Origin of the sequence: uncultured Methylobacterium sp., from assembly GCF_964251405.1 — a bacterium.
Classification (GTDB): domain Bacteria; phylum Pseudomonadota; class Alphaproteobacteria; order Rhizobiales; family Beijerinckiaceae; genus Methylobacterium.
Genome location: NZ_CAXUJR010000006.1, coordinates 40,244 through 63,861, shown reverse-complemented (window position 1 = coordinate 63,861; position 23,618 = coordinate 40,244). Strand labels below are relative to the sequence as shown.

Here is a 23,618-nt window from a genome sequence, read left to right as displayed (position 1 = left end):
GGACGAGCCTGCCGTGCATTCGGATGGCCCACTGACAGGGACCGCCCGGCACCTTGGGAGAAACAACCGCAAGGCTGTAGAGACCGGTCGCCGACCCGCTGACGTCGGCAGTGCGGCACGGAGATTCGACTCCTTCCACACACCGTCAGCCAGAGGGATTCTAGTCTGTCAGCCCTCGCCCGAAAAAACCCTGCCGCAGCGTGAAGAGAGCAGGCTGAAGGGGTGAGCTAATGGACGTCGTCGAGTGAGATGGCCTTCAGTGTCACGCCGCTCGCGTCTCGGATGATCAGTTGCCAGCCCTCCGTCGGAACGGCGGCATCCTCATTGCCGCGCACGTCTGCCAGGGCGGCCCGGGCTTCCTCGATCGCTTCGTCGGGACCGCTTGCTTCAATACCTTCGGTATCGCGAATGAGCTCTTCGCCGTTCGTTAGATCGAAATGAAACCGCTGAACCACAATTTTCTCCCTGAACTCATCATAGAGGGATTGCCTGTATTTTACTCTGAAACGGTTGCTTCCGTTGAGGCGATGTGGGAGTACGCATAGTACTAAATAGATCTACCAATATTTGGTAGTATGGATTATGTTAACTCAACATACGATTTCTCGACGAGCATTATTGTGCGTTGCGGAAAAGCACGAATGTGATTATCTGATGTCGCATCTTGGAGCGGTCGAAGGTGGCTAGGCGATGTCATCTCATAAGGAAGGTGCATTGTTTCCGCGCGATGACAGCGTCGCCGAGCGTAGAGAAAAGCTCCGCGCTCATGTGAAGCAGGTACTGCGGAAAGTGGCTGGTAAAAGCGTGAAAGATCGGGTGTCAGCTCACAAGGAGGCCCCGCCGCAGCAAATCGATCGGGCATGAAGTCGAGATGGATAGCGGCAGCGAGCAGGCGTCGCAGGGTGAGGCAGATTAACTCTGCGATCCATTCCAGGTCTGGAGAGACGCTCGTGAGGTAGGGGACGCGGCCAAATCCGATCGTTCAGATGCCCAGCGCCGATGGCCGCAGGCGTGCTCGGGATCGAGGGACGTTTGGACCCGGTGCCTGTACGATCCGCGCTTGGCGAGGGCGGTGCGCAAGTTGCGGTGGTGTCCGCGTGGACCGCAGGCCTGCCAGCGATGATCGAACCGGTCGAGTGACATTGCCCGAACCGGATCCGGCAGCGCCCGGTGGTCCGCGCAGGTTGATGCAATCTGCCCATACGCCGGCCGACATACACCAGACGCCGCCGATCCGCGCCGCGGCCGGCGTCGAGATCATCCGCCTGCCGCTCGCCCGCGGGGGTCAACCGGCCACGCACGTGATTGCGGTGGCGGCGGTGAGGCCCATCGCCATCGCCGAGGAGGATGTCGGGGCGGCGTACAAGAAAGTGGGCCGGATCGGAGTGGAGCATATCGCGAGGTGGTCTTGCGCGATCGGCCCAGCAGGACGGGCGAGACAAGCGGTCCGGATATCGTTATCGACCTGTCGCTATGCCCGACGGTCCTGAGGGAAATCACGCGCATCCCACCTAAGGGCGCGGGTCGGCCCGATGGCGATTTACGATCGCTGCTGCCGGCCGTACGGACGCCAGGAAAGCACCGATCATTGAAAGAAGGTCCGCAAGGATGCCGAGACACCGGAAGGCGTGTGTTGCCGAGGCCAACGCTCGAGTGCCATTTCGGAAGCGAGGGGAGGGCGCGCCACCAAAGATGACGGGGCGAAGGTTACGGGTCATCCAAGGTCGACGATCACCGTCTCCGCCTATGATCGCGCCAATCTTGACGCTCACCAGCGTTTCGCATGGGCGCGTGCCGTGAAACGTCTCGGAAACGGCACCGGGAACGCCTGAGAACAGCTTCCAACGATTTCAGAGGCTTAGCCTCGATTACGCTTAACCGCTGGTTAAGCCGGCTGCCACTATCCTGACCACGAGACTATCCTGCAGCGCTCGGATCGGCGGCGCGTCGCCGAAAGAGGAGACCACGTGCGTTGGGGGGCTGAACGCTGGCGCCTGTATCGGCTCATCGGGGGCGAAGTCCTGCGCTCGGTGCGCGGCGGCGTCGCGAGGCTCGGTGCCCGTCCGGACATTCTGGCTGGCGCCCGCGTCACCGGGGTGGTGATCGCTCCGCACGACCTGCGCACCAGCGACGCCACCTTCGCCGACGACATCTATGCCGGGCTGTTCGTCTTCGCCGGCCGCTCGCTCTCCGTGAACGGGCGCTCGCCGTTCGATTACGCGCCGCCCTCGCCGGAATGGGCCGATGCGCTCTACGGCTTCGGCTGGCTGCGCCACCTGCGCGCGGCCGATACTGCCCTGGCCCGAGCCAATGCCCGCGCCTTCGTCTCCGATTTCATCGCGGGGCGGGGTGAGGCCGTCCTGGCCCGGCCGACGCCGGTGGCGGCGCGGCGGCTGATCGCCTTCCTGTGCCAGTCCCCGCTGATGCTCGAAGGGGCAGACCACGACTTCTACCAAGCTTTCCTCAAGACCTTGGGCCGGGCGGCCCGCGACCTCGAACGCGACCTACGCCGGACCAGCGTCCCGCAGACGCGCCTCCTCGCCGCGGTGGCACTCAGCTATGCCGGCCTGTGCTGCGAGGGCATCCAGCCGGTTCTGCGTCGGGCAACGCGGGTCCTCGCGCGCGAACTCGACCGCCAGATCATGGCCGATGGCGGCCATCGCAGCCGCGATCCGCGCTTCGCTATGGAGTTGCTCCTCGACCTGCTGCCCCTGCGCCAGAGCTTCCTCGGGCGCGGCGTCGATCCGCCGGAAGCGCTGCTGCGCGCCATCGACCGGATGCTGCCGCTCCTGCGCCTGCTGCGTCATGGGGATGCCTCGCTCAGCCACTTCAACGGGATGGGCGCCACGGCCGCCGACCATCTCGCGACGCTGCTGGTCTATGACGGGGCGCTCGCCCAGCCGATGATGCATGCGCCGCATTCCGGCTACGAGCGCTTGGAGGCGGGAAGGATCGCGGTGGTCGCCGATGTCGGCCCGCCGCCTCCGATGCTGTACTCGCGCAATTCCTGTGCGGGCTGCCTTTCGTTCGAGATGTCGAGCGGCCCTCAGCGCATCGTCATCAATTGCGGGCTCCCCGCGAGCGGGCCGGAGCTGCGACGGCTCGCGCGCACCACCGCTGCCCATTCCACCGCGAGCGTGGCCGATACCTCGTCCTGCCGCTTCCTCGCGGGCGGGGCCTGGTGGGGCGAGGCGAGAGCGATCGACTGGCTGTCGCGCCGGATCGGGCCGGTGGTGCTGTCGGGTCCGACCGACGTCCGCTCGGAGCGGACACGGGAGGCGGACGCACACGTGCTGGCCGCGCGCCACGACGGCTACGCGGCCTCCTTCGGCCTCGTCCACGAGCGGCGCTGGCGCCTCCTCGCCGATGGTCAGGCGTTGGAGGGGGAGGATGCCTTTCTGCGCGAAGGCAGCGGGGAGAAGGGCAGGAACAAGGGCAGGAACGCGGGAAAGCTGCGCTCGCACGAGGTCGCGGTGAGATTCCATCTCCATCCTGGCATCGCCGTGCGCGGCCGGGCCGGCGACGGACTGGAACTCGCCACACCGCAGGGCGAGGTCTGGCATTTCGGTGCGGCGTCGGACGACGACGCAGTCGACGTCGCGATCGAGGAGAGCGTCTATTTCGCCGGCCTCACGGGAGCCCGGCGCACCGACCAGATCATCGTGTATCTGCGCGTGGTCACCGAGGCACGGCTGCGCTGGCGCTTCGCCCGGGTCGACGCGACGGCGTCCTGACGCCGGCCTGACTGGCCCGCACGGTTCGATTCGTGCTACCCGCCGGCAAATTGATCCCTGACCAGAACGGGTTTTCGATGCCCTCCGATCCTGTGCGGGTGACCCGCGCGCTCCTCTCCGTCTCCGACAAGACCGGCCTCGTGGATTTCGCGCGGGCGCTCGCCGACCACGGCATCGAGCTTCTGTCCACGGGCGGAACCCACCGGACCCTCGTCGAGGCAGGCCTAACCGTGATCGAGGTCGCGGACGTCACCGGATTCCCCGAGATGATGGACGGCCGGGTCAAGACCCTGCATCCGGCGATCCATGGCGGATTGCTGGCCGTGCGGGCGAATCCCGAGCATCAGGCGGCGCTGGCCGCGCACGGCATCCGGCCGATCGATCTCCTCGTCGTCAACCTGTATCCGTTCGAGGCGACGATCGCGACGGACTGCACGGACGCGGAGGCGATCGAGAACATCGATGTGGGCGGCCCCGCCATGATCCGTGCCGCCGCCAAGAACCACGCCGACGTGGCGGTGGTGACGGATGTCGCCGACTACGCCATCCTCCTCGACGAACTCGCGGCCGGGTCCGGGATGCTCTGCGGCGCGACCCGCCGGCGCCTCGCCGCCCGGGCCTTCGCCCGCACCGCCGCCTATGACGCGGCGATCGCCAACTGGTTGGCGGACCGCTTGGAGGTGGCGGGCACTGCCCCGTTCAGGGCGTTCGGCGGGACCCTCGCGCAGGGTTTGCGCTACGGCGAGAACCCGCACCAGCCGGCCGCCTTCTACCGTTCCCCCGGCCGCCCGAGGGCGGGCATCTCCACGGCGCGCCAGCTCCAGGGCAAGGAGCTGTCCTACAACAATCTCAACGACACCGATGCCGCCTACGAATGCGTCGCCGAGTTCGAGCCGGCGCGCGGTTCTGCGGTGGCGATCATCAAGCATGCCAACCCCTGCGGCGTCGCGACGGGGACGAGTCTTCTGCAAGCCTACGAGCGCGCGCTCGCCTGCGACCCGACCTCGGCCTTCGGCGGTATCGTCGCGCTGAACGGTCCCCTTGATGGCGACGCGGCGCGACGGATCGTCGAGATCTTCACCGAAGTCATCATTGCACCGGACGCCTCGCCGGAAGCGATCGCGATCGTGGCGGCCAAGAAGAACCTGCGCCTTCTGCTGGCCGGCGCGCTGCCGGACCCGAAGGCGCCCGGCGAGACGGTCCGCACCCTCTCCGGCGGATTGCTGGTCCAGGCACGTGACAACGCGACGGTCGACGACATGGCGCTCAGGGTCGTGACGAAGCGCGGGCCGACCGAGCGCGAGCTCGCCGACCTCCTCTTCGCCTTCCGGGTCGCCAAGCACGTGAAGTCGAACGCCATCGTGTACGCCCGCGACGGCGCCACCGTCGGCATCGGTGCCGGGCAGATGTCGCGGGTGGATTCCTCGCGCATCGCCGCCTGGAAGGCGGCCGAGGCGGTGATCCGGATCGGCGCGTCGGAGAGCCTCGCCAAGGGCGCGGTGGTCGCCTCCGACGCTTTCTTCCCCTTCGCGGACGGGTTGATCGCGGCGGCGGAAGCCGGCGCCACGGCGGTGATCCAGCCCGGCGGCTCGATGCGCGACGACGAGGTGATCCGTGCCGCCGACGAGGCCGGGCTCGCGATGATGTTCACGGGGCAACGCCACTTCCGGCACTGACACCCTCATCCGCTGGAGCCTTCATGAGCGATGCATCGGCCCGCCGGACCCGCCGCGAGCGCTACGCCGAGGGCGAGGCCCTTCGGGATGCGACCCCTCATGCGGCCCACGCGGAGTGGCGCACGGGACGAACGAGAGATCCCCTGGCGATCCTCGCCGAAAGCGATGCCGCGCGCCTGCCGGACCTGATCCCGCGGCGCTACAGGAAGATGCGCAAGAATGCGTTCACCTTCCTGCGCGGGGCCGCCGCGATCATGGCGGCCGATCTCGTCGGATCAGCGATGGCCGGCATTCCGGTCCAGGCCTGCGGCGATTGTCATATCGGCAATTTCGGCGTGTTTGTGAGCCCGGAAGGCCGGGTGATGTTCGACATCAACGATTTCGACGAGACCCTGCCGGGGATCGATTTCACCGTCGATCTGAAGCGGCTTGCGGCGAGCGTGGCGGTCGAAGCCGTGGCCGAGGCGGATTTCGGTGAGGACAGGGCGCGCGAACTGGCATGCGCCAGCGTCGCGGCGTACCGGGAGCACATGGACACGCTCGGCGAGATGGAACCGCTCGCCTGCTGGCGGAGCAGCATCGATCTCGACCATGAGGTGTCTCGCATCGACGACCACCGGTCGCGCGACGACCTCAGGCGCGATCTCGATGCCGGTCTTCGTCACGAGACCGTCGAGGCCGACATCCCCGACCTCGATCCCGCGACGCGCGACGGGGCACCGGCGACATGGCGCATCGCCGACGAGGGCAGGAAGGTCTTCCACCGGCTGCCGGACGGCAGCGACGAGCCGATATGCGATGCGCGGGCGGCACTGGAACTCTACCCCGACAGCCTTGCTCCCGAGCGTCAGGCTCTCGTCGCCCGCTACGCCCTGCGAGACGTCGCCTTCAAGGTGGTGGGCATCGGCTCCGTGGGCCGGGTCTGCACCGTCGGACTCTACACGGATGCCGACGGTGCTCCGCTCTTCCTGCAGGTCAAGGAGGCGCAGGCCTCGGTGATGGCGCCCCTGGTGCTGTCACCGATTGGGGCGGCGGGGTCGGAAGGCCGACGCGTGATCGACGGTCAGCGCATCATGCAGGCGGCGAGCGACATCTTCCTCGGGACCGCGCATTCACCGGCGAGCGGCCGCTCGTATTACGTGCGCCAGTTGAAGAACCACAAGCTCTCGAACGTGCCCGACCTGATGTCGGACGACGAGCCAAGGCGCTATGCCGCCCTGTGCGGACGCACGCTGGCCCGCGCGCACGCCCGATCCGGCGATGCCGCGGCGATCGCCGGCTACATGGGACGGTCGACGTCATTCGACGACGCTATGGCGGCCTTCGCCATGACCTACGCGGAACAGACGCTGGACGATCACGCGGCGTTGCTGGACCGGGAAGCTTGAGGCGTGACTTTCGCCATGCTGATGGGGCGGGACGATTGGCGAGGGTAGAATAGATCGGGTCGATCGATCGGATGGCAGCCGGATACCAAAAAGGCCCCGTCTCGCGACGGGGCCTTCGTTGTTCTCGACGATGCCTCGCCGACTTAGCGCGCGGGCGCCTCGTCGTAGGTGAGGATATCGCGATCCTTGGTTTCCGGGATGAACAGAGCGCCGATGATCACGGTCGCGACGGCGATGACGATCGGGTACCAGAGGCCGAAATAGATGTCGCCGGTCTGGGCCACCATCGCGAAGGCGGTCGCCGGCAGGAGGCCGCCGAACCAGCCGTTACCGATGTGGTAGGGCAGCGACATCGAGGTGTAACGGATACGCGTCGGGAAGAGCTCGACGAGGGCCGCCGCGATCGGCCCGTAGACCATCGTCACGTAGAGGACGAGGATCGTCAGGATGCCGATGATCGTCAGCTTCTGGACCGAAAAGATGTCGATCATCTTGGCGAAGTTGGAGAGACCGTCCTTCGGATCGATGACGATCTTGACAATGCTCGGGTTCGTCGCGGTCGGGTAGCCCGCCGCGGTCAGCGCCGCGCCGATATCCTTGGCGAAGGCGGGGTCAGCCGCAGCGAACTCCTTGCCCGCCACGTTCACCGTCGCCTTGGTACCGGCCGGCGCATTCTCGGTGCTGTAGTTCACGGCACTCCGTGCGAGCAGCGCCTTGGCGATGTCGCAGGAATTGGTGAACTTGGCCGTTCCGACCGGATTGAACTGGAAGGAGCAATCCGCCGGGTCGGCCTTGACCACCACCTGCGTGTTCTGCTGGGCCGCATGGAGGGCCGGGTTGGCCGCGGCGGTCAGCGCTTTGAACAGCGGGAAGAAGGTCAGCGCCGCGATCAGGCAGCCTCCGAGGATGATCGGCTTGCGGCCGATCTTGTCGGAGAGTGCGCCGAAGAACAGGAATCCGCCGGTGCCGAGGATGAGCGACCACGCGATGAGCACGTTTGCCGTGAACTGGTCGACCTTCAGGATCGTCTGGAGGAAGAACAGCGCGTAGAACTGGCCGGTGTACCAGACGACGGCCTGGCCGGCGGTGAGGCCGAGCAGGGCGAGGAGGGCCCATTTGGCGTTGCGCCACTGGCCGAAGGCCTCCGAGAGCGGCGCCTTCGAGCCGGTGCCTTCTTCCTTCATCTTCTTGAAGGCCGGGCTCTCTTGCATCTGCAGCCGGATCCAGACCGAGACGCCGAGCAGCACGATCGAGACGAGGAACGGAATGCGCCAGCCCCAGGCGGCGAACGGCGTGATCGTGCCGGCGGAGCCATCCGCCAGGGTCGTGGCGACGGGCGCGTAGTTCGCGTTGACGTAGATCTGGGTGAACAGGATCACCATCAGCGACAGCAGCAGGCCGAGGGTCGCCGTGGTCTGGATGAAGGCGGTGTAGAAACCGCGCCGGCCGCGGGGAGCGTGCTCGGCCACGTAGACCGCGGCACCGCCGTATTCACCGCCGAGCGCCAAGCCCTGGAGCATGCGGAGCGCCAGCAACGCGACCGGTGCGACCCAGCCGACGCCGTACTCGTTCATCGTCGCATACGAGGGCAGAAGGCCGACGACGAAGGTCGAGATGCCCATGATCAGGATCGTGACGAGGAAGGTGTACTTGCGGCCGACCATGTCGCCGAGGCGGCCGAACACCAGCGCGCCGAAGGGGCGGACGAGGAAGCCGGCGGCGAAGGCAAGCAATGCGAAGACGTTGCGGGTGGCTTCGGGATAGGCGGAGAAGAACTGCGCGCCGATGATCGCGGCGAGCGATCCGTAGAGATAGAAGTCATACCATTCGAACACGGTGCCCAGCGACGATGCCAGGATGACCTTCCTCTCCCCGGCGCTCATCGGTCGCGCCGCCTCCTCCGGCAGTGGTGCCGCAGTTGTACTTGCCATGGTCCCGTCCCTCCCAAGTCGTTTGTTGTCGTTGTCGCGATGCGCCGTGTGCGGCGCAATCGGCGTCGTTTATCCCTTCCGCGCGTTGCTGATACGGAATGCGGCTGGACCCACATTCCGTTCGCAACTGCGAAGCCGGCACAGCCAAGATACCGTAGGCCTTGATTTGGCCCAACAGGTAAAAGGAAATTTGCAGTCGTCACAAAGCAATTTGTAACAGCTTTGCGCGGAAGCGACGGGCGGAGGCTTGTCGAAGGCCGTCCCGCCGTAGCTCGGGCTTACTGAGCCCGGTTCTGGCGGTTCTCGATGAGGTCGTCGACCACCGCCGGCTCTGCCAGGGTCGAGGTGTCGCCGAGCGAAGAGAACTCGTCCTCGGCAATCTTGCGCAGGATGCGGCGCATGATCTTGCCCGACCGGGTCTTGGGCAGGCCCGGCGCGAACTGGATCAGGTCGGGCGAGGCGATCGGCCCGATGTCCTTGCGGACCCAGGTCACGAGTTCCTTGCGCAGGGCGTCCGAGCCCTCCTCGCCCTCCATCAGGGTGACGTAGGCGTAGATGCCCTGGCCCTTGAGGCTGTGGGGATAGCCCACGACCGCGGCTTCGGAGACCTTCGGATGGGCGACGAGCGAGGATTCGACCTCGGCCGTGCCCATGCGGTGGCCCGACACGTTGATGACGTCGTCGACCCGGCCGGTGATCCAGTAATAGCCGTCGGCGTCACGCCGGCAGCCGTCGCCGGTGAAGTAGAGGTTCGGATAGGTCGAGAAGTAGGTCTGCTCGAAGCGCTCGTGGTCGCCATAGACCGTGCGCATTTGGCCGGGCCAGCTATCCGCGATGCAGAGGTTGCCCTCGCAGGGACCCTCGAGCGTCTTGCCCTCGGCATCGACGATAATGGGCTTTACCCCAAAGAACGGGCGCGTGGCCGAGCCGGGCTTGAGCCGCGTCGCGCCGGGCAGCGGCGTGATCAGGATGCCGCCCGTCTCGGTCTGCCACCAGGTGTCGACGATGGGGCAGCGGCTGTCGCCGACCACCCGGTAGTACCAGTCCCAGGCTTCCGGGTTGATCGGCTCGCCGACCGAGCCAAGGACCCTCAGAGAGGAACGGGAGGACTTCTTCACCGGGCCTTCGCCACCGCCCATCAGCGAGCGGATCGCGGTGGGCGCGGTGTAGAAGATGTTGACCTTGTGCTTGTCGACTACGTCCCAGAAGCGCGAGTTCGTCGGGTAGGTCGGGATGCCCTCGAACATCAGGGTGGTGGCGCCGTTGGCGAGGGGCCCGTAGACGATGTAGCTGTGGCCCGTGACCCAGCCGACATCGGCCGTGCACCAATAGACCTCGCCCTCGCGATAATCGAAGACGTATTGATGCGTCATCGCCGCGTAGACGAGGTAGCCGCCGGTGGTGTGGACGACGCCCTTGGGCTGGCCCGTCGAGCCGGAGGTGTAGAGGATGAAGAGCGGGTGCTCGGCCTCCACGGGCTCGGCCGGGCAATCGTCTGTCACCTGGGCGGCAGCCTCATCGTAATAGACGTCGCGGCCGGGCTCCATCGGCACGCTCGAGCCGGTGCGGCGCACGACCACCACGTGGTCGACAGCGTCCGGACCGAGACGGGCAAGCGCGGCATCGACATTGGTCTTGAGCGGGACCTTGCGGCCGCCGCGCAGCCCCTCGTCGGCGGTGATCACGAGCTTCGAGGCGCAGCCCTCGATGCGGCCGGCGAGCGAATCTGGCGAGAAGCCTCCGAATACGATGGAGTGGATGGCGCCGAGCCTGGCGCAGGCCAGCATCGCGTAGGCGGCTTCGGGAATCATCGGCATGTAGAGCGTGACGCGGTCGCCCTTCGAAACGCCGCGGTTGCGCAGGACGTTCGCCATCCGGCAGACTTCGGCATGAAGCTGTCGGTAGGTGATGTGCTTGGACTCCCCCGGATCGTCGCCTTCCCAGATGATCGCGACCTGATCGCCGCGGGTCGCGAGGTGACGATCGATGCAGTTCAGGGCGACGTTGGTGCGTCCGTCCTCGAACCATCTGATCGAGACGTTGCCGGGAGCGAAGCTGGTGTTCTTGACGGTGGAGTAGGGCGTCGACCAGTCGATGCGCCGGCCATGCTCGGCCCAGAACGCTTCGGGATCCTTCACTGACGCGTCGTACATCGCCAGATACTTGGCGTCGTCGACATGAGCGCCTTCGCGCCATGCCGGGCTGACGTCCACGACCTTCTCGTCCATCGCGCGTTTCCTGTTCCTGGTGCCCGATCGTATCGCGAGATCCCGCGCAGCCGGTGCTTCCAGACCGGTTCTAGGCACTGCGACAGGGCGGCGGCAAGGGAAAAACATCAACAAAGACAAAAGCCGAGCTTTGTCTCCCACATCGAAATGCCGCGCCGGCAGGTGGTGTCATTTCGGGTGCTCGCAGGGCTCGGTCCGCGCCGGCCAGTCCGGGTGGGCCGCCCTGAACTCGGCCACGAGCCTATCGATCCGGCCCTGAAGCGCGCCGAGATCCTGAGGGACCGGAGGCATGGCCGGACGCCACTTCGCGCCGTCCCAGGCCAGCACGTAGAGATCGGGAGTACCGCCATGATCGGTACAATCGAGTGAGACCGCCCGGGCAAAGCCCGCAAGCCCGAGCTCCTTCCAGCGTGCCTTATCGATGGAAAGAGATTCCAGGGCGCGCCGGACATCGTCTCCCGTGAGGGCTCCGTCGGGCCGGCGCTTGCGCCGGGCGCGGATCGCCTCGGCCAGGAGCACGCCGTTGTAGACGCCCCTGTTGTAGTGGGTCTCTCCGGAGCCGTCCTTTGGCGTCCGCGAGAGGCCGCGGTCGATCACGTGAACGTCGATCTCGTCGAAGGCCGGGAAGTTGTCGCCGAAGGCGTGACGACCGACCTCGCGGAATCCGCGGGCCGCGGTGCCGGCCCGGCGCAGGTCGGAATCGTCGGGCCAGCGCAAGGCCAGGAGCCGTTCGGGTGGGAAGCCGGCCTCCAGGGCCTCCTCGGCTGCCGTGCCGGACTGTATGCCCTGCCCGAGAAGGATCAGGTAATCGGGACGACGCGTACCAGTGGCCTCGAGGGTCTCCCGGTTGGCCTTCGCCTCGTCGGCGAGCGCGTGGAAGGACGCGGAAAATCCATCCCTCGTTGCGAGGTCCCGCATCAGGTCGAGAGCGGCGGGGTCCGCGCCGGCTGTGCTGTAGGCGAGGCCGATCGCCAAGCCTCGGACGCCGGTCTCGCGGCCAGAGGATTCGGCGACCGCGCGCAAGGCGACCGTGATGCCGCCGAGGACCGAGGCCGAGGGGTTGAACACCCACGGCATCACGTCGCCTCGGGTCGCGATGGGATAGCCGTCGGCAAAGGACAGGAGCGGGATACCGTGCCGCGCCGAAGGATCGACGAGGGCCTGCGTCATCGCCCTGTCGGGAACGCCGACGACGACCGCGCCCGCCGCCTTCGCGGCTTCCATGCAGGCCAGGGCACGGTCCACCTCCGACCCGGTCTCGCATTCCATCACGTCGAGCCGCTGCCCGGCGATGCCGCCGTCGCGTTGGTTCAGCATCTCGACGTAGTCGCGCAGGCCGTTGGCGACGCGTTCGCCGACCGCAGCGGCGGGTCCGGCACGGGTCGTGAGCAAGGACACGACGATGGAATCGGCGGAAGCCGTGGTGGCCAGGAACAGGAACCCGAGGCCCGCGACACGTGCCGGACGTCTCGCCATCGCGACCTCCCGGTTTGCATTGCCCAACAGGATGGCAGATCCGGGAGGCGCACACGAGTGGCGCCGAGACCGAGGCTGCATTCGCATCTGGCCGGCCGCGTCGTCGGCCGCCAGCCGCCGTGACTCAGGCGCTGAGTGCCTGCTCGGTCGGGAACAGCATCTCAACGAGGGTGCCCTCGTCCTTGCGGCTGGTAATACGGAAGCGGCCGTGATTGGCCTCGACGAGGGCCTTGGTGATGGTGAGGCCGAGACCGGTGCCGGATTTCGGGAAAGTGGCCCCTGAATCCCGGTAGGGTTCGAGCGCTGCCGCGATCTCGTCGGGGGTCATGCCGATCCCGGTATCGCGCACACGCAGGGCGATCTCGCCGCGATCGGCCATGGTGGTGGAGACGATCACCTGCCCGCCAGCTTCCGTGAAGCGGAGGGCATTGGAGATCACGTAGAGCGCCGCCTGCCTCACCGATCGCTCGTCGGCGACCAATCGCGTCAGGTTCTGTGAAAAGCTGGTGCGGATCACGATCCGGTCCCGGGCGGCCTGGGGCTGCATCTCGGTGACGCAGTTGGATACGATCTCGTTCAGGGGCACGTCGGTGAAGGCGAGATCCCGGCGTCCGGCCTCTATGCTGGCCAGATCGAGGAGGTCGGTGACGACGTTGAGGACGTGCTCGCCCGAGGCGCGGATGTCGCGCAGACACTCGCGGTAGCGCTCGTTCTCGAACGGCCCGAACTGCTCCGCGAGCATCACGTCGGCGAAGCCGAGGATGCCGGTCATCGGCGTGCGGATCTCGTGGCTGATCTTGGCCAGAACCTCCGATCGCAAGGCGCTGGTCGCTTCGGCGGCGCGGCGTCCCGCTTCGGCCTGGTCCTCGGCCGGTCGCGGCGCCTCGCGTAGAACCAGGACCACTCTGCGCTCCGGTCCCTGACGCAGGGCGAGCAGCCGCAGGCTGACGGGGAGAAGGCCGGCACCGCCCTTGGCGAAGACCCGTCTCGGCTTCGCTTCCGCCGCGTCGGGCTCCCGGAGTGCCATCAGGATCTCGGCGGCGCTTTCGGGAGCGAACAGGCTCGCGATTCCGCCGCCGACGACCTCGCGTGGGTCGAGGCCGAACATGGCCGCCGCGCGACGGTTCAGGCTCAGGATGCGTCCCCCCGGATCGACGGCCAGGATGCCGTCTTCGAGGCTGTCGAGTACCGCTGAGGCCTCGCCCGAACGGCGCACGGCGATGTCCTGGGCCATCGCCCGAGCGACCTGAAGCGCTGCGGTGGCGGGATCGCCCGCGCTCGCTCCGGCCTCGCGCATCATCACCAACTCCGCCGCCGCTTCCTCCCATACGATCGTCGAGCGCTTGACGGAGACCTCGATGCTGCCGCCCTCGCGCCTCGCGAGGGGAACGGGCGTGTCGGAGCGGGTCAAATCCTCGGGCGAGAGTCCATGGAACAGGCGCGTGAGGCCGCCGGACGCATCGATCTCCGCGAGGGACTCGAAGCCGGTCAGGTCGAGGAGGCTGCGGTTCGCGAAGAGCGGAACTCCGTCGCGGCAGATCAGGACCGCAGCAGGCAGCCTGTCGAGGATCGCCGCGGTCCCGCCATCGGCCGCATCGGACCTCGATGGCGCCTCGGCCGCCCGCATGGCGGATCGCGGAAACGGCATCACGGCGGCGCCCGGACCCTCGGGTCTGTGCACGTCCGGCAGCGCGTCTCCCGAGAAGCGGGCTCCCAGGGCCCTTGCGATCTCACGGAACGCGTCGTGCTCGTCACCCGACAGAAGCGAATCCGCCAAGGCCGGAGCTTCGTCGTCGGTGTGGCCGCGAGCAAACTGCGGAGCGGAGTTCTCATCTGATACCAGGACGACCGCCCCCGGTTCCGGATGGACGTCTGAACCCTCTTCCACCGGCAATGGATCCTCGGTCGGAAGCTCCTCCACGGCCAGCGGCCGCAGGAGACCGAAGCCGCCATAGCCGGCGAAAGGCTGGTCGGCCCGCGCCAGGGGCGCCCCGGAGACCTCGACTTCCATGGGCTGAGACGACCCGGGGCGCCGCAGCACAAGGGGAATCGCCCGGAAGGTCCGTCGCTCTGCAAGGGCCGCGAGCAGCCCTTCCGCATCCGCTAGGACCCGCGATTGCGCGAGGTCGTGCCAGGAACGGCCGGCCATCACCGCGCGGACGACGGGACCGGCCGGACCCGACACGGCCCGGATGCAACCGTTGCCATCGCTGCGCCAAGTGAAGCGCGGCGGGCTGCCGGAGCCGGGTGCGAGCTCGATATCCGGCCCGACTGAAGGTTCCGGCTCGGCGATGCGCCGGGGCTCATGCGAAGGGAGCCGAAGGACCGACCGGGCAGTTGGCTTCGTTTCCGCGAACGGACGCAGGCGCGGGATCTGACCGACGGGGAAGAGGGCGATCACCATGCCGGCCCGGCCGGGAGCTTGGACGACGAGGCAGGTCACCTGGGGCTTCAGCCGACGGCGGTCGAGCTGAAGACGGGCGAGGACGGGCCGCTCGACGTCGAGGCCGGCGCGGTGGATCTGGGCGCTGAGCCCCAGAGCGGCATCGAGCCGCCCATCCGCCGCCGCGATGCCGTCGCGGAGTTGCAGCGCCGCCGGCGAGGCATGGAGGACGAACTCGGCGGACGGATCGAAAATCAGGAATGCGCGATCGACGGTGGACAGCAGAGGACCGATCCGGCTGTCGCCGTTCCACCGCGTCGTGACCGCCGCGAGTGCATCGGCCTGGTCGTCAGACCCTTGATCGATCCCCGGATTGGACATTCAAACCTGTTTCACGTCACACCAAAGCGGTCTGCAGTCTTTACTAGGGCATCGCCCGGCGGGATGTGGACACCAAACGGCATCGACACGCGTTGACACGATATCAACCTTAATGTGCGCCACCCCGCTGTCATAGGCGAAAAGGTGTGTTATTGTGCAGCGCACAACAAGCCTTCAACAAGCAAGTCTGAGGAGACGATCATGAGCAACATGCCATCCTATGAAGTCCCCGCCGAGATGCGCGATTTCGCCGAGAAGAGCGTCGATCAGGCTCGTAAGGCCTTCGATTCGTTCATCGGCGCCGCGCGCAAGACCGCCGAGACCGTTCACGGCTCTTCCGAGACCGCCCGGACCAGCGCTCAGGACATGTCGGCCCGCGGCTTCGAGTTCGCCGAGCAGAACGTGAACGCCGCATTCGACCTAGCCCAGAAACTCGTGCGTTCGCGCGACGTCCAGGAGGCGATGCAGCATCAGGCCGAGTTCGTGCGCAATCAGTTCGCCGCGATTCAGGCCCAGGCCAAGGAGTTCGGTGGCCTTGCCCAGTCGGTGATGCAGCAAAGCGCCGAAAAGGCCAAAACCGCCATGCAGCAGGGCGCCGACCAGGCCCGCCAGGCGATGGAGAAGGGTACCGAGGCGGCCCGTCAGGCCGGCGAGGATGCTCAGAACGCCGCACGCAACGCCAGCAACTGAAGCCCCTCACGTCGCCTTTTGACGTCGATGCCGACCCGCCCCGTAAGCTACGGGGTGGGTCTTTTCGTTTTTGGCCGCTCTCCGCTCCCCACCTCCGCGCCCGCCTTGTTTCCGGCACGGCGGCACCATAACGCCTGCCTTCGGCGCCGCGCGTGGTGTGCGGACGACCGGAACTTGCCAAGGGCGGACAGATCCATGCGCCTTGCCTACCGAATTGGCCTCAGCGCCGTCATCCTCGCCAGCGCGATCGGAGCGCATGGCGCCAGCGCACAGTATCGTGGGGGCTACGACCGACCACCGCCGGGTTACGAGGATGACGGCTACGACCAGCCGCCGCCCCGTCGCGGTCCTTACGGTGACGAGCGGGGCCGACGTGGTCCGCCGCCCGGTCGCGAGATCGGTCTTAACTGCGACGCCGTCCAGTCCGGGATCGCGGGATTCCAGCCATTCTCCTGCCCGCTGCCGGGCCCGCGGCCGCTCGGTGCCCGTTGCTTCTGCGACATGCCGGTTGCCGCGTTCAGCAACCCGCAGACCGCGGTCGGGCGGGTCGTCCGGTAAGGCTTAGGTCGCCGTTCCGGGCGGGCCAATCCCGTCCTTCGCCGGGTGGAGGATGACGGCACGGTGTTCGCGGGATCGATTAGCTCGCGGATCGTGAGTCTCTCACGACAAAGGCCGCGCCATCCCAGGATGACGCGGCCTTTCCATGAGGGCGGTGCAGACTTCAGTTCAGGACGACGACCTTGGCGCCGACCTTGACGCGATCATAGAGGTCGGTGACGTCCTCGTTGGTCATGCGGATGCAGCCTGAGGACACAGCCTGACCGATCGTGTCCGGCTCGTTCGAGCCGTGGATGCGGTACTCGGTATTGCCGATGTAGAGGGCACGGGCGCCGAGCGGATTCTCGACACCGCCGGCCATGTAGCGCGGCAGATCGGGACGTCGGGCGAGCATCGCCGCCGGGGGAGTCCATGACGGCCATTCACGCTTGGCGGTCACGCTCTTGGTTCCGGACCAGGTAAAGCCGGGACGGCCGACGCCGACACCGTAGCGGATCGCCTCACCGCCCGGCAGCACCAGGTAGAGGCGCCGTTCGGCCGTGGAGACAACCATGGTGCCGGGCTTGTAGCCAGCGTTAAACGAAACGATCTCGCGGGGGATCGGTGCGACCTGGGCCTGAGGTGCCGCCTGAGGCCCAGTTCCCTGCGTGTAGTTCCGATATCCGAGATCGGCGCCACGGGGGGAGCCGTAGGGGTCGTAGGCCGGATCGGAGTAATACTCCTCACCTGAATTGACCTCGAAAGGATCGTAGGGAGCGGCGGCGACCGGACCGCATGCAAGAACACAGACACCGAGAACGCCCGCCAGGGCAGTAGCTAAGGTCTTCATGATGGAACCCTACCTGTGCGATAACCTTTGCCATACAAGCGTGGGCATTGCGCATCGGTTCCATGCTCTATCGTGTTTTCCCCTTGACCTCGCAAGACGCTGATCCCCCACGGTGATCACGTCGTCTTGGCAGCACGGCTCCGACCCTCAGAACACCTCGTCGGTATGGACCTCGAAGCGCGCGAGGTGGGCGTAGCCGAAATTCGTGGTGATCGCGACGTCCGTGGCATCGCGTCCCCGGGCCATCAGGATGCGCCCGATCCTGGGCATGTTGTGACGGGCGTCGAAGGTGTACCAGCCGCCATCGAGATAGACCTCGAACCAGGCCGAGAAATCCATGGGATCGGGGACGCGCGGGACGCCGATATCGCCGAGATAGCCTGTGCAGTAGCGCGCCGGAATGTTCATGCACCGGCAGAAGGCAACCGCGAGATGGGCGAAGTCGCGGCAGACGCCCTGGCGCTGCATGAAACCGTCCCAGGCCGTACGGGTCGCGTCTGCGCAGAGGTAGTCGAAGCGGATGCGGTCGTGGACGTAATCGACGATCGCCTGCACCCTGGCCCAGCCCATCGGCGTACCGCCGAACAGGGACCAGGCGGTCTCGGAAAGCTTGTCGGTATCGCAGTAGCGGCTACCGAGGAGGTAGATGAGCACGTCCTGGGGCAGGTCCTGTACGGCGATCTGCTGGGCGCTCGGAGCATAGACATCGGGCAGCCCCGAATCCTGGATGGTGAAGTCGGCGGACATCGTGAGCAGGCCCGGCGGAGTGACGATGCGGGTGCAGACGTTGTCGTAGACGTCGCGATATTCCTGCCAGGGGATCGGCGGATCGAACCGGATCTCGTGCGGGGTGAGGAGATCGGGCATCCGCGTGGGATGCACGCTGAGCTCGAGGATCATCGGGGTCGGCTGAACCGATTCGAAGGCAATGTCGAACCCAGTCCTGATCTTCATCGCGCTCACCTGTAGCTGAAAGACAAAGCTATTCGCGACGACGAAGGCGGGAGCGCCCCGTCAACGCGACACCATCGGATCCGGCACCCGCGTCTCCTGCGCGGGCGCCTCGACCTCGACCACGTCGACCTCCACGGTCATTCCGAGATCGTCGGCGGGAAAACCGAAGAACGAGCCGTGCAGCGGCACCGCCTGGCGCGGATCGCGGGCCACGGCCACTCGGATCAGGTCGCGGTTGCCGACGATGCCGTTGGTCGGATCGAATTCGACCCAACCGGCGCCGGGGAGATAGACCTGGACCCAGGCATGGGTGGAGCCGCCTCCGACATGGCGGTCGCGGTCGCCGCGCGGGTTGTAGAGGTAGCCCGACACGAAACGGGCGGCCATGCCCAGAGCCCTCACCGCCTCGATCATCAGGACGGCGAAGTCGCGGCAGCTTCCACGCTTCAATCTCAGAGTCGTCACCGGGTCCTGCACGCCTTTCTCGGACCGGGCGAGGTAGGCGAAGTTCCGGCGCACGCTGCGGGTCATGTCGGCGAGCAGGTCTTGCGTCGCGATCCGCCCCTCCGGAGGCACGAAACTGCGTGCCCAGGCATCGACCTCGTTGCGCGGATCGGGGTGCTGGCGCTCGATCGACCGGCCGAGGTCGGGCATGTCGTCGACGCCGTAGCCGAACGGATAGAAGGCGGCGTTCGGGGCGAGGGCAAAGTCGGGAACGGATTCCGGGGTGTGGTCGAGGGTGATCGCGCATTCGAAGCGCAGGACCGAGGCACGACCCGTGAAGCTCGCCACGGCGACGCAATTTCCGAAGACATCGTGCAGCCAGCGCAGGCCCTGCGGCTCGGGTGTGATTGCCAGGGTCGCGGCGATCAGGCGCTGGTCGTAGCTGTCGCGCGGGCGGAACATGATGCGGTGCTCGCCGAATCCCACGGGCTGCCGGTAACGGTAGGTGGTGACGTGACGGACGGACAGAATCGGCACAGAAACGGCTCCGCCGCGCCCATGCGCGGCCTCTTCGTCGGGGTGATGCAAAAGGTGAGCCCACGATGGCCGCGAATCGGCCAACCCTCAGAGATCGTGCGCTGCAAACGACGCTCGTCGCTCCCCCGTTCCGCGCATTCGCGCAAGGATTGAATCGGCAGGTGCACCGGGAGCCGAAGGCGGGCCGTGGTCGCGGCACCACTCAAGGTCTAGGGAACGATGGGTGGCGTTTCGCTTGTCGCCAAACCAGCTTCGACAAGAACCGCCGCCGGCCGCCAGGGCTTGGGAATGAACACGACCTGATTGGGCAGGTCCGAGGGTTTGACGGGCGACTGGCCCGAGGTGACGACCATCCGGGTGCGCGGCCACAGGGTCGCCACGGCGTTGGCGAGTTGCAGGCCGTCCATCTCCCCGGCGAGGCGGATATCGGCGAAGACGAGGGCAACGTCGGTGCCCCGTTCCCTCAGGATGTCGAGGGCGCCCTCCGCGCTATCGCAGCCGATCGCCTCAAGTTCGGTGGCCTCGAAAAGCGATTCCGCCAGGGTCCGCGTCGCCGCTTCGTCTTCGACGATGATGGCGAGCCGGCCCGACTTGCCGGGCGCGGTTACGACGATGCCCTCATCTGGCTGAGTGACCGGCTCGACCTCGGCCGGCTTCACTTGGCGAACCAAACCGGCGAGATGCTCGGGTACGCCCTCGGCGACCAGGTCATCGTAGAAGGCGGCCAGCGCCTGACCGATCCTGTCGAGCGAAAGACCGGGGTTGAGGCTATTGTCCGTTGCGCAGGCCGGCTGGGCCGCAGAGGACGCGTCGTGGGAAGACTTGGCCCGCGGAAATGACAGAAGATTGGCCCCGCGCGACGTCGGACCTGACGACTCGTCTTTCGGATCGACCAAGTCGGATCTCCTCAAAGCTGTCCGTATCGCGATCCGCGCGGATGCGGCGACACCTATGTTAAAGCCCGCAGCCGGTCATCGGTTGCGAAAATTTGCAAAGGTGGCCGTCCGGGGCGAGGTCGAACGGGGAGCTTTCGGAGTCACTCCACGGTGGCGTCGGCGTAGGCGAGGATGCCCGCCATGGAACGGACGTCGCGGTAGCGGGCGCCGCGGGTGCTCATCATGGACTCGAATTTCCCGTGGACCTCGGCCACCGAGAGGCTCGCCGCCTTCTTGCGACCCCGCTGGGCGGCGAAGAAGATCGAACGGTTGGCCCGCGCCGGTCCGGGCAGCATCTGCGCCGCGGCGGCCTTGGGCTTGTCGGCGACCTTGGCCAGGAAATCCTCCGCGTCGTCGACGCCGAGGAAGTGCGCGAGGTAGACTTCGCCGAGGGTGAGGTCGCGTCCGATCCTCAGGGCGATCCGCGAGGCGTCCCGCTTGAGCATCTCGCCGGCCATCAAGGCCGACAGGTAGGGGTCGCGGCGCAGCTCGAGGATACGGCTGCGCTCGGCCGGGTCGGCGACGTTCGGGCGGCCGTTCTCGCCCGACACAACGAGGGCAGCATCCTGGGTCAGGCCGTATTTTGGGCCGAAATCGCGAATCACACCGAGCCAGGTCCGCTCGATGAACTGGTAGAGCCCGGTGGCCGAGGAGGTCTTGGCCTGAACCTCGGTGATGAAGCTCGACTCCTTGTCGGCCACGGCCATTAGCAGCACCGGATCGGTCTGCACGGCCTGCGCGGCGCGGACGATCTTCTGCACGAGGTGGCGACGGATCTTCATCGGCCCGAACTCGAGGATGTCGTTGGGGTCGCCGATCGCGCTCTCGGTCAGCAGGTAGTCGTAGGAGACCCGATCGACGGCGTTCGAGCCGATCTCGGTGTCGAGATCGTGGATCGGCGCGAAGGCCGAGGACGAAGTCAGGACGGTGGGCGCTGCGGGCAGGATCGCCGAAGCGACGAGCTGGATGCGGGGTTTGGGCATTGGCAGGGGCATCGCTGCCGACGAGGACGCCACGGCCGCGCCGATACCGACGGCACTCAGGTCGCCACCGCGGGCGACCAGCGCGCCGAGGCCGGCGGCCAGGATCGACATCGCGACGAGCGACCGGACCAGTGCGGGCCTGCTGCCGTGGTCACGGCCGACGCGTGTCCCGAAGCTGATGACGTCGTGAGATGGAACGGCAGCTCCCGGAGGAGCCACGTAACGAGGGCCGAGAGGAGTCCGCGACGATCCAATCATGCGACCTTGCATCTGCGACACGACGCTCCCTGATTCCGCGCGACCCGCGCTGCCTCGGCAACACATGCGTTGACAGTTGTGGCGACAACACGGCTGCGCTTGTGGCAAAGCCGTGGCACCATGGGACGCGGGTGGAAGGCGCAACTGCGACGCCTTTTGGCTTGGACCGGGGATCGCCCGCTGGCCGCGTCCGGCACCTTCAGACCGCAGACGCCGTGACAGGACGAGGTTTGAAGCCTCGCACGCCCGTTTCGACCCGGACATCACGGCGAGGATTTGGGAGATAGCAGAATACCTCGGCGATGGACCTCAAAGGGCCTTCGTCACGGCGCTGATGGTGGTTCCGGCCCGTAGGCTCTCCAAGTGCGCGAGGTAGGCCGGAGCCAGACGCATCCCGAGCGGCAGATCCAACTTCGGTGGCGGCTGCCGAACGCATTGTTCGATATACGGCAGGCTGTTCCTCATGAGCGCTACGGAAAACGGCTTGGCGATCACGGCTGCGCCGCCCTCGAAGTCATCCGCGAGCGCCGCGGCATTGGCGGTCACGAACACGATCGTGACACCCTCCATGTCGCGGATGGCGCGGGCGACATCGATCCCGGAGGAACGGCCCTGGAGCTGCAGGTCCACGAAGGCGAGGTCGGGCCGCGTCGCGCGCGCCAGGGCGATCGCTTCGGATGCCGAATAGGCCGTACCGACGACGACGTGCCCCCTGTCTTCCACCAGCATTTCGAGCTGCATGACGAGCACGGCTTCGTCTTCGACGATCAGGACTCTGAGTGGCTCGTCATTCACGGTTGCTCCTAGGTGTCGGCCAACTCGCGCGGCAGACGGATGTCGATCCGGGTTCCGGGATCGGCGGGCTGCCAGCCGATACTGGCGTTGAGCTGGCGGGCCAGCGTTTCGATGAGGCGCTTGCCGAAGGAATTCTTACCGAGCGGCTGGCCCGGCATCCCGACACCGTCGTCCACGATCTTGATCCCGAAATGGGTCGCATCCGGGCGGACCGTAACGGAGAGCCTGCCCGGCCGCTCGTCGGCGAAGGCGTGCTTGAGCGCGTTGGTCAGCAGCTCGTTCATCATCAGCGCGACGGGCGGCGCCTTCTCCACCGGGATCTCGACCGCCTCCAGATCGAGATGCAGGTGGATGTCGGACCGGCCGGAGCCGCGGATGAGGTCGGTGGCGAGGTCACGGGCGAACTCGGCCACGTCGAACCGCTCGACGTTGTTCGACTGGTAGAGGCGCCGGTGGACCGTCCCCAGGGCTTCGACGCGGAGAAGCATCTGCTCCATCGACGCCTTGGCATCCGGATCGGTGATGTTGCGGGTCTGCATCGTCAGCAGCGAGGAGATCATCTGCAGGTTGTTCTTGACCCTGTGATCGACCTCGTGGACCAGCATCGTCTTGGCGGCCAGCGCGTCGGTAAGATCGCGGGTTCGCGCCGCAACTTCACGTTCGAAGCGGTCCTTCTCGCTCTGCGTCCGCTGCAGCGCGTCGACCCGGTCAGTGATGTCGAGCTGCGAGGCGAAGAAATACAGCAGCTCGCCCGCTTCGTTGGTGACCGGGCTGACATAGAGGGCGTTCCAGAAGGCCGTGCCGTCCTTACGATAGTTCAAGAGGTCGATGCCGATATCGCGGCGCGCCTGAATCGCCTCGCTCAGGAGTTTCACTGCGCCCCGGTCGGTCTCGGCCCCCTGAAGAAAACGGCAGTTGCGCCCCATGATCTCGTCACGGTCGTATCCCGTCAGGCTGCAGAACGCGTCGTTAACGAACGCGATCGGGTTGTCGTCCTGACGCGGGTCGGTGATGATCATCGCCATGCGGGTCGCGCGCACCGCGGCGGCAAAAGGGTCGCCCTTGCCGTGTTCGTTGATGAGCCTGTCGGTGAGGCGCCATGCTTCAGCCGGTTCCATCGTGCCTGTCTCTCCGCATGGTCTCGATCACCTTCGGCGCTCGCTCTGGTTGCGGCGGGGTGACTGCGCCACTGCGCGCATGAACGAATGTGGCGCGATAACGGCAGGCTTGGCCATAGGTTGCAGGCCGCGCCGCGATATCGCAGTTTTCCAGGCTTGAAGACGAGGATGGCAGCGGGCAGCGGGCGGCCCTGGCGAACCGGGGCAGTTTCCTCCTAACCCGCCGCCTAAGCCGAAGACGGGGAGGCGACGGTCGCGCCGGCTCTCTCGCGTCCGGTTGCCGGTAGACGCCGTGCGCAACTTGCCGGCGCATACGTCTT

General features: G+C 66.7%; 17 protein-coding genes. 5 read left to right on the top strand and 12 right to left on the bottom strand.

The window, feature by feature from the left end; all coding sequences use genetic code 11:
- Positions 1-227 precede the first annotated feature (227 nt).
- Positions 228-455, bottom strand: coding sequence for a DUF6894 family protein (locus ACFE7U_RS02445; protein ID WP_375408133.1), 228 nt, complete (start codon positions 453-455; stop codon positions 228-230).
- A gap of 1,512 nt (positions 456-1,967) precedes the next feature.
- On the opposite strand from ACFE7U_RS02445, the gene ACFE7U_RS02440 reads away from it, so the two are divergent.
- From ACFE7U_RS02440 to ACFE7U_RS02430, 3 genes are all read left to right on the top strand, one after another.
- Positions 1,968-3,734: a heparinase II/III family protein gene (locus ACFE7U_RS02440; RefSeq protein WP_375408132.1), complete on the top strand. Its 1,767-nt coding sequence runs from the start codon at positions 1,968-1,970 to the stop codon at positions 3,732-3,734.
- Between the two features lie 77 nt (positions 3,735-3,811).
- Positions 3,812-5,410 carry a bifunctional phosphoribosylaminoimidazolecarboxamide formyltransferase/IMP cyclohydrolase gene (purH, locus tag ACFE7U_RS02435; protein WP_375408131.1) on the top strand — a complete coding sequence of 533 codons (1,599 nt, stop codon included), beginning with the start codon at positions 3,812-3,814 and terminating at the stop codon, positions 5,408-5,410.
- Between the two features lie 23 nt (positions 5,411-5,433).
- A complete protein-coding gene (locus tag ACFE7U_RS02430) occupies positions 5,434-6,798 on the top strand; it encodes a DUF2252 domain-containing protein (protein ID WP_375408130.1) in 1,365 nt (454 codons plus the stop codon).
- 143 nt (positions 6,799-6,941) lie between these two features.
- Here the strand turns inward: ACFE7U_RS02430 and ACFE7U_RS02425 are convergent, their stop codons facing one another.
- The 4 genes from ACFE7U_RS02425 to ACFE7U_RS02410 all read right to left on the bottom strand — a co-directional run bounded on the left by ACFE7U_RS02425 (position 6,942) and on the right by ACFE7U_RS02410 (position 15,197).
- Positions 6,942-8,729 (bottom strand): MFS transporter, encoded by a 1,788-nt coding sequence (locus tag ACFE7U_RS02425; protein WP_375408129.1) that lies wholly within the window; start codon positions 8,727-8,729, stop codon positions 6,942-6,944.
- Between the two features lie 278 nt (positions 8,730-9,007).
- The gene (gene acs / locus ACFE7U_RS02420; RefSeq protein WP_375408128.1) at positions 9,008-10,957 is read right to left on the bottom strand and encodes an acetate--CoA ligase; all 1,950 of its coding nucleotides are present in this window, start codon (positions 10,955-10,957) and stop codon (positions 9,008-9,010) included.
- A gap of 168 nt (positions 10,958-11,125) precedes the next feature.
- Positions 11,126-12,433 (bottom strand): ABC transporter substrate-binding protein, encoded by a 1,308-nt coding sequence (locus ACFE7U_RS02415; protein ID WP_375408127.1) that lies wholly within the window; start codon positions 12,431-12,433, stop codon positions 11,126-11,128.
- Between the two features lie 124 nt (positions 12,434-12,557).
- Positions 12,558-15,197: an ATP-binding protein gene (locus tag ACFE7U_RS02410; protein WP_375408126.1), complete on the bottom strand. Its 2,640-nt coding sequence runs from the start codon at positions 15,195-15,197 to the stop codon at positions 12,558-12,560.
- A 201-nt stretch (positions 15,198-15,398) separates the two neighbouring features.
- Here ACFE7U_RS02410 and ACFE7U_RS02405 point away from each other — a divergent pair, with 201 nt between their 5' ends.
- Entirely contained in the window at positions 15,399-15,887 is a 489-nt protein-coding gene (locus ACFE7U_RS02405; RefSeq protein ID WP_375408140.1) for a phasin, read from the top strand.
- Positions 15,888-16,082: 195 nt separating this feature from the next.
- Positions 16,083-16,445 carry a hypothetical protein gene (locus ACFE7U_RS02400; protein WP_375408125.1) on the top strand — a complete coding sequence of 121 codons (363 nt, stop codon included), beginning with the start codon at positions 16,083-16,085 and terminating at the stop codon, positions 16,443-16,445.
- A gap of 163 nt (positions 16,446-16,608) precedes the next feature.
- On the opposite strand, the gene ACFE7U_RS02395 is transcribed toward ACFE7U_RS02400, so the two are convergent.
- The 7 genes from ACFE7U_RS02395 to ACFE7U_RS02365 form a co-directional block, all read right to left on the bottom strand.
- Complete coding sequence (locus ACFE7U_RS02395) at positions 16,609-17,274, bottom strand: L,D-transpeptidase (protein WP_375408124.1); 666 nt, start codon at positions 17,272-17,274, stop codon at positions 16,609-16,611.
- A 147-nt stretch (positions 17,275-17,421) separates the two neighbouring features.
- Positions 17,422-18,228, bottom strand: a complete 807-nt coding sequence (locus tag ACFE7U_RS02390; RefSeq protein WP_375408123.1) for a transglutaminase family protein — start codon at positions 18,226-18,228, stop codon at positions 17,422-17,424.
- Positions 18,229-18,288: 60 nt separating this feature from the next.
- Positions 18,289-19,209 carry a transglutaminase domain-containing protein gene (locus ACFE7U_RS02385; RefSeq protein ID WP_375408122.1) on the bottom strand — a complete coding sequence of 307 codons (921 nt, stop codon included), beginning with the start codon at positions 19,207-19,209 and terminating at the stop codon, positions 18,289-18,291.
- 209 nt (positions 19,210-19,418) lie between these two features.
- Entirely contained in the window at positions 19,419-19,949 is a 531-nt protein-coding gene (locus ACFE7U_RS02380; protein WP_375408139.1) for a response regulator, read from the bottom strand.
- A gap of 296 nt (positions 19,950-20,245) precedes the next feature.
- Complete coding sequence (locus ACFE7U_RS02375) at positions 20,246-21,397, bottom strand: transglycosylase SLT domain-containing protein (RefSeq protein WP_375408138.1); 1,152 nt, start codon at positions 21,395-21,397, stop codon at positions 20,246-20,248.
- A 297-nt stretch (positions 21,398-21,694) separates the two neighbouring features.
- Positions 21,695-22,180 carry a response regulator gene (locus ACFE7U_RS02370; RefSeq protein ID WP_375408121.1) on the bottom strand — a complete coding sequence of 162 codons (486 nt, stop codon included), beginning with the start codon at positions 22,178-22,180 and terminating at the stop codon, positions 21,695-21,697.
- 8 nt (positions 22,181-22,188) lie between these two features.
- Positions 22,189-23,298, bottom strand: coding sequence for a histidine kinase dimerization/phosphoacceptor domain -containing protein (locus tag ACFE7U_RS02365; protein ID WP_375408120.1), 1,110 nt, complete (start codon positions 23,296-23,298; stop codon positions 22,189-22,191).
- Between the last annotated feature and the right edge of the window lie 320 nt (positions 23,299-23,618).

Coding starts and splice junctions, on each gene's coding strand:
- ACFE7U_RS02375 (WP_375408138.1), bottom strand. CDS start 21,397: ATGCAAGGTCGCATGATTGGATCGTCGCGGACTCCTCTCGGCCCTCGT.
- ACFE7U_RS02425 (WP_375408129.1), bottom strand. CDS start 8,729: ATGGCAAGTACAACTGCGGCACCACTGCCGGAGGAGGCGGCGCGACCG.
- ACFE7U_RS02395 (WP_375408124.1), bottom strand. CDS start 17,274: ATGAAGACCTTAGCTACTGCCCTGGCGGGCGTTCTCGGTGTCTGTGTT.
- acs (WP_375408128.1), bottom strand. CDS start 10,957: ATGGACGAGAAGGTCGTGGACGTCAGCCCGGCATGGCGCGAAGGCGCT.
- purH (WP_375408131.1), top strand. CDS start 3,812: ATGCCCTCCGATCCTGTGCGGGTGACCCGCGCGCTCCTCTCCGTCTCC.
- ACFE7U_RS02415 (WP_375408127.1), bottom strand. CDS start 12,433: ATGGCGAGACGTCCGGCACGTGTCGCGGGCCTCGGGTTCCTGTTCCTG.
- ACFE7U_RS02400 (WP_375408125.1), top strand. CDS start 16,083: ATGCGCCTTGCCTACCGAATTGGCCTCAGCGCCGTCATCCTCGCCAGC.
- ACFE7U_RS02405 (WP_375408140.1), top strand. CDS start 15,399: ATGAGCAACATGCCATCCTATGAAGTCCCCGCCGAGATGCGCGATTTC.
- ACFE7U_RS02365 (WP_375408120.1), bottom strand. CDS start 23,298: ATGGAACCGGCTGAAGCATGGCGCCTCACCGACAGGCTCATCAACGAA.
- ACFE7U_RS02430 (WP_375408130.1), top strand. CDS start 5,434: ATGAGCGATGCATCGGCCCGCCGGACCCGCCGCGAGCGCTACGCCGAG.
- ACFE7U_RS02390 (WP_375408123.1), bottom strand. CDS start 18,228: ATGAAGATCAGGACTGGGTTCGACATTGCCTTCGAATCGGTTCAGCCG.
- ACFE7U_RS02410 (WP_375408126.1), bottom strand. CDS start 15,197: ATGTCCAATCCGGGGATCGATCAAGGGTCTGACGACCAGGCCGATGCA.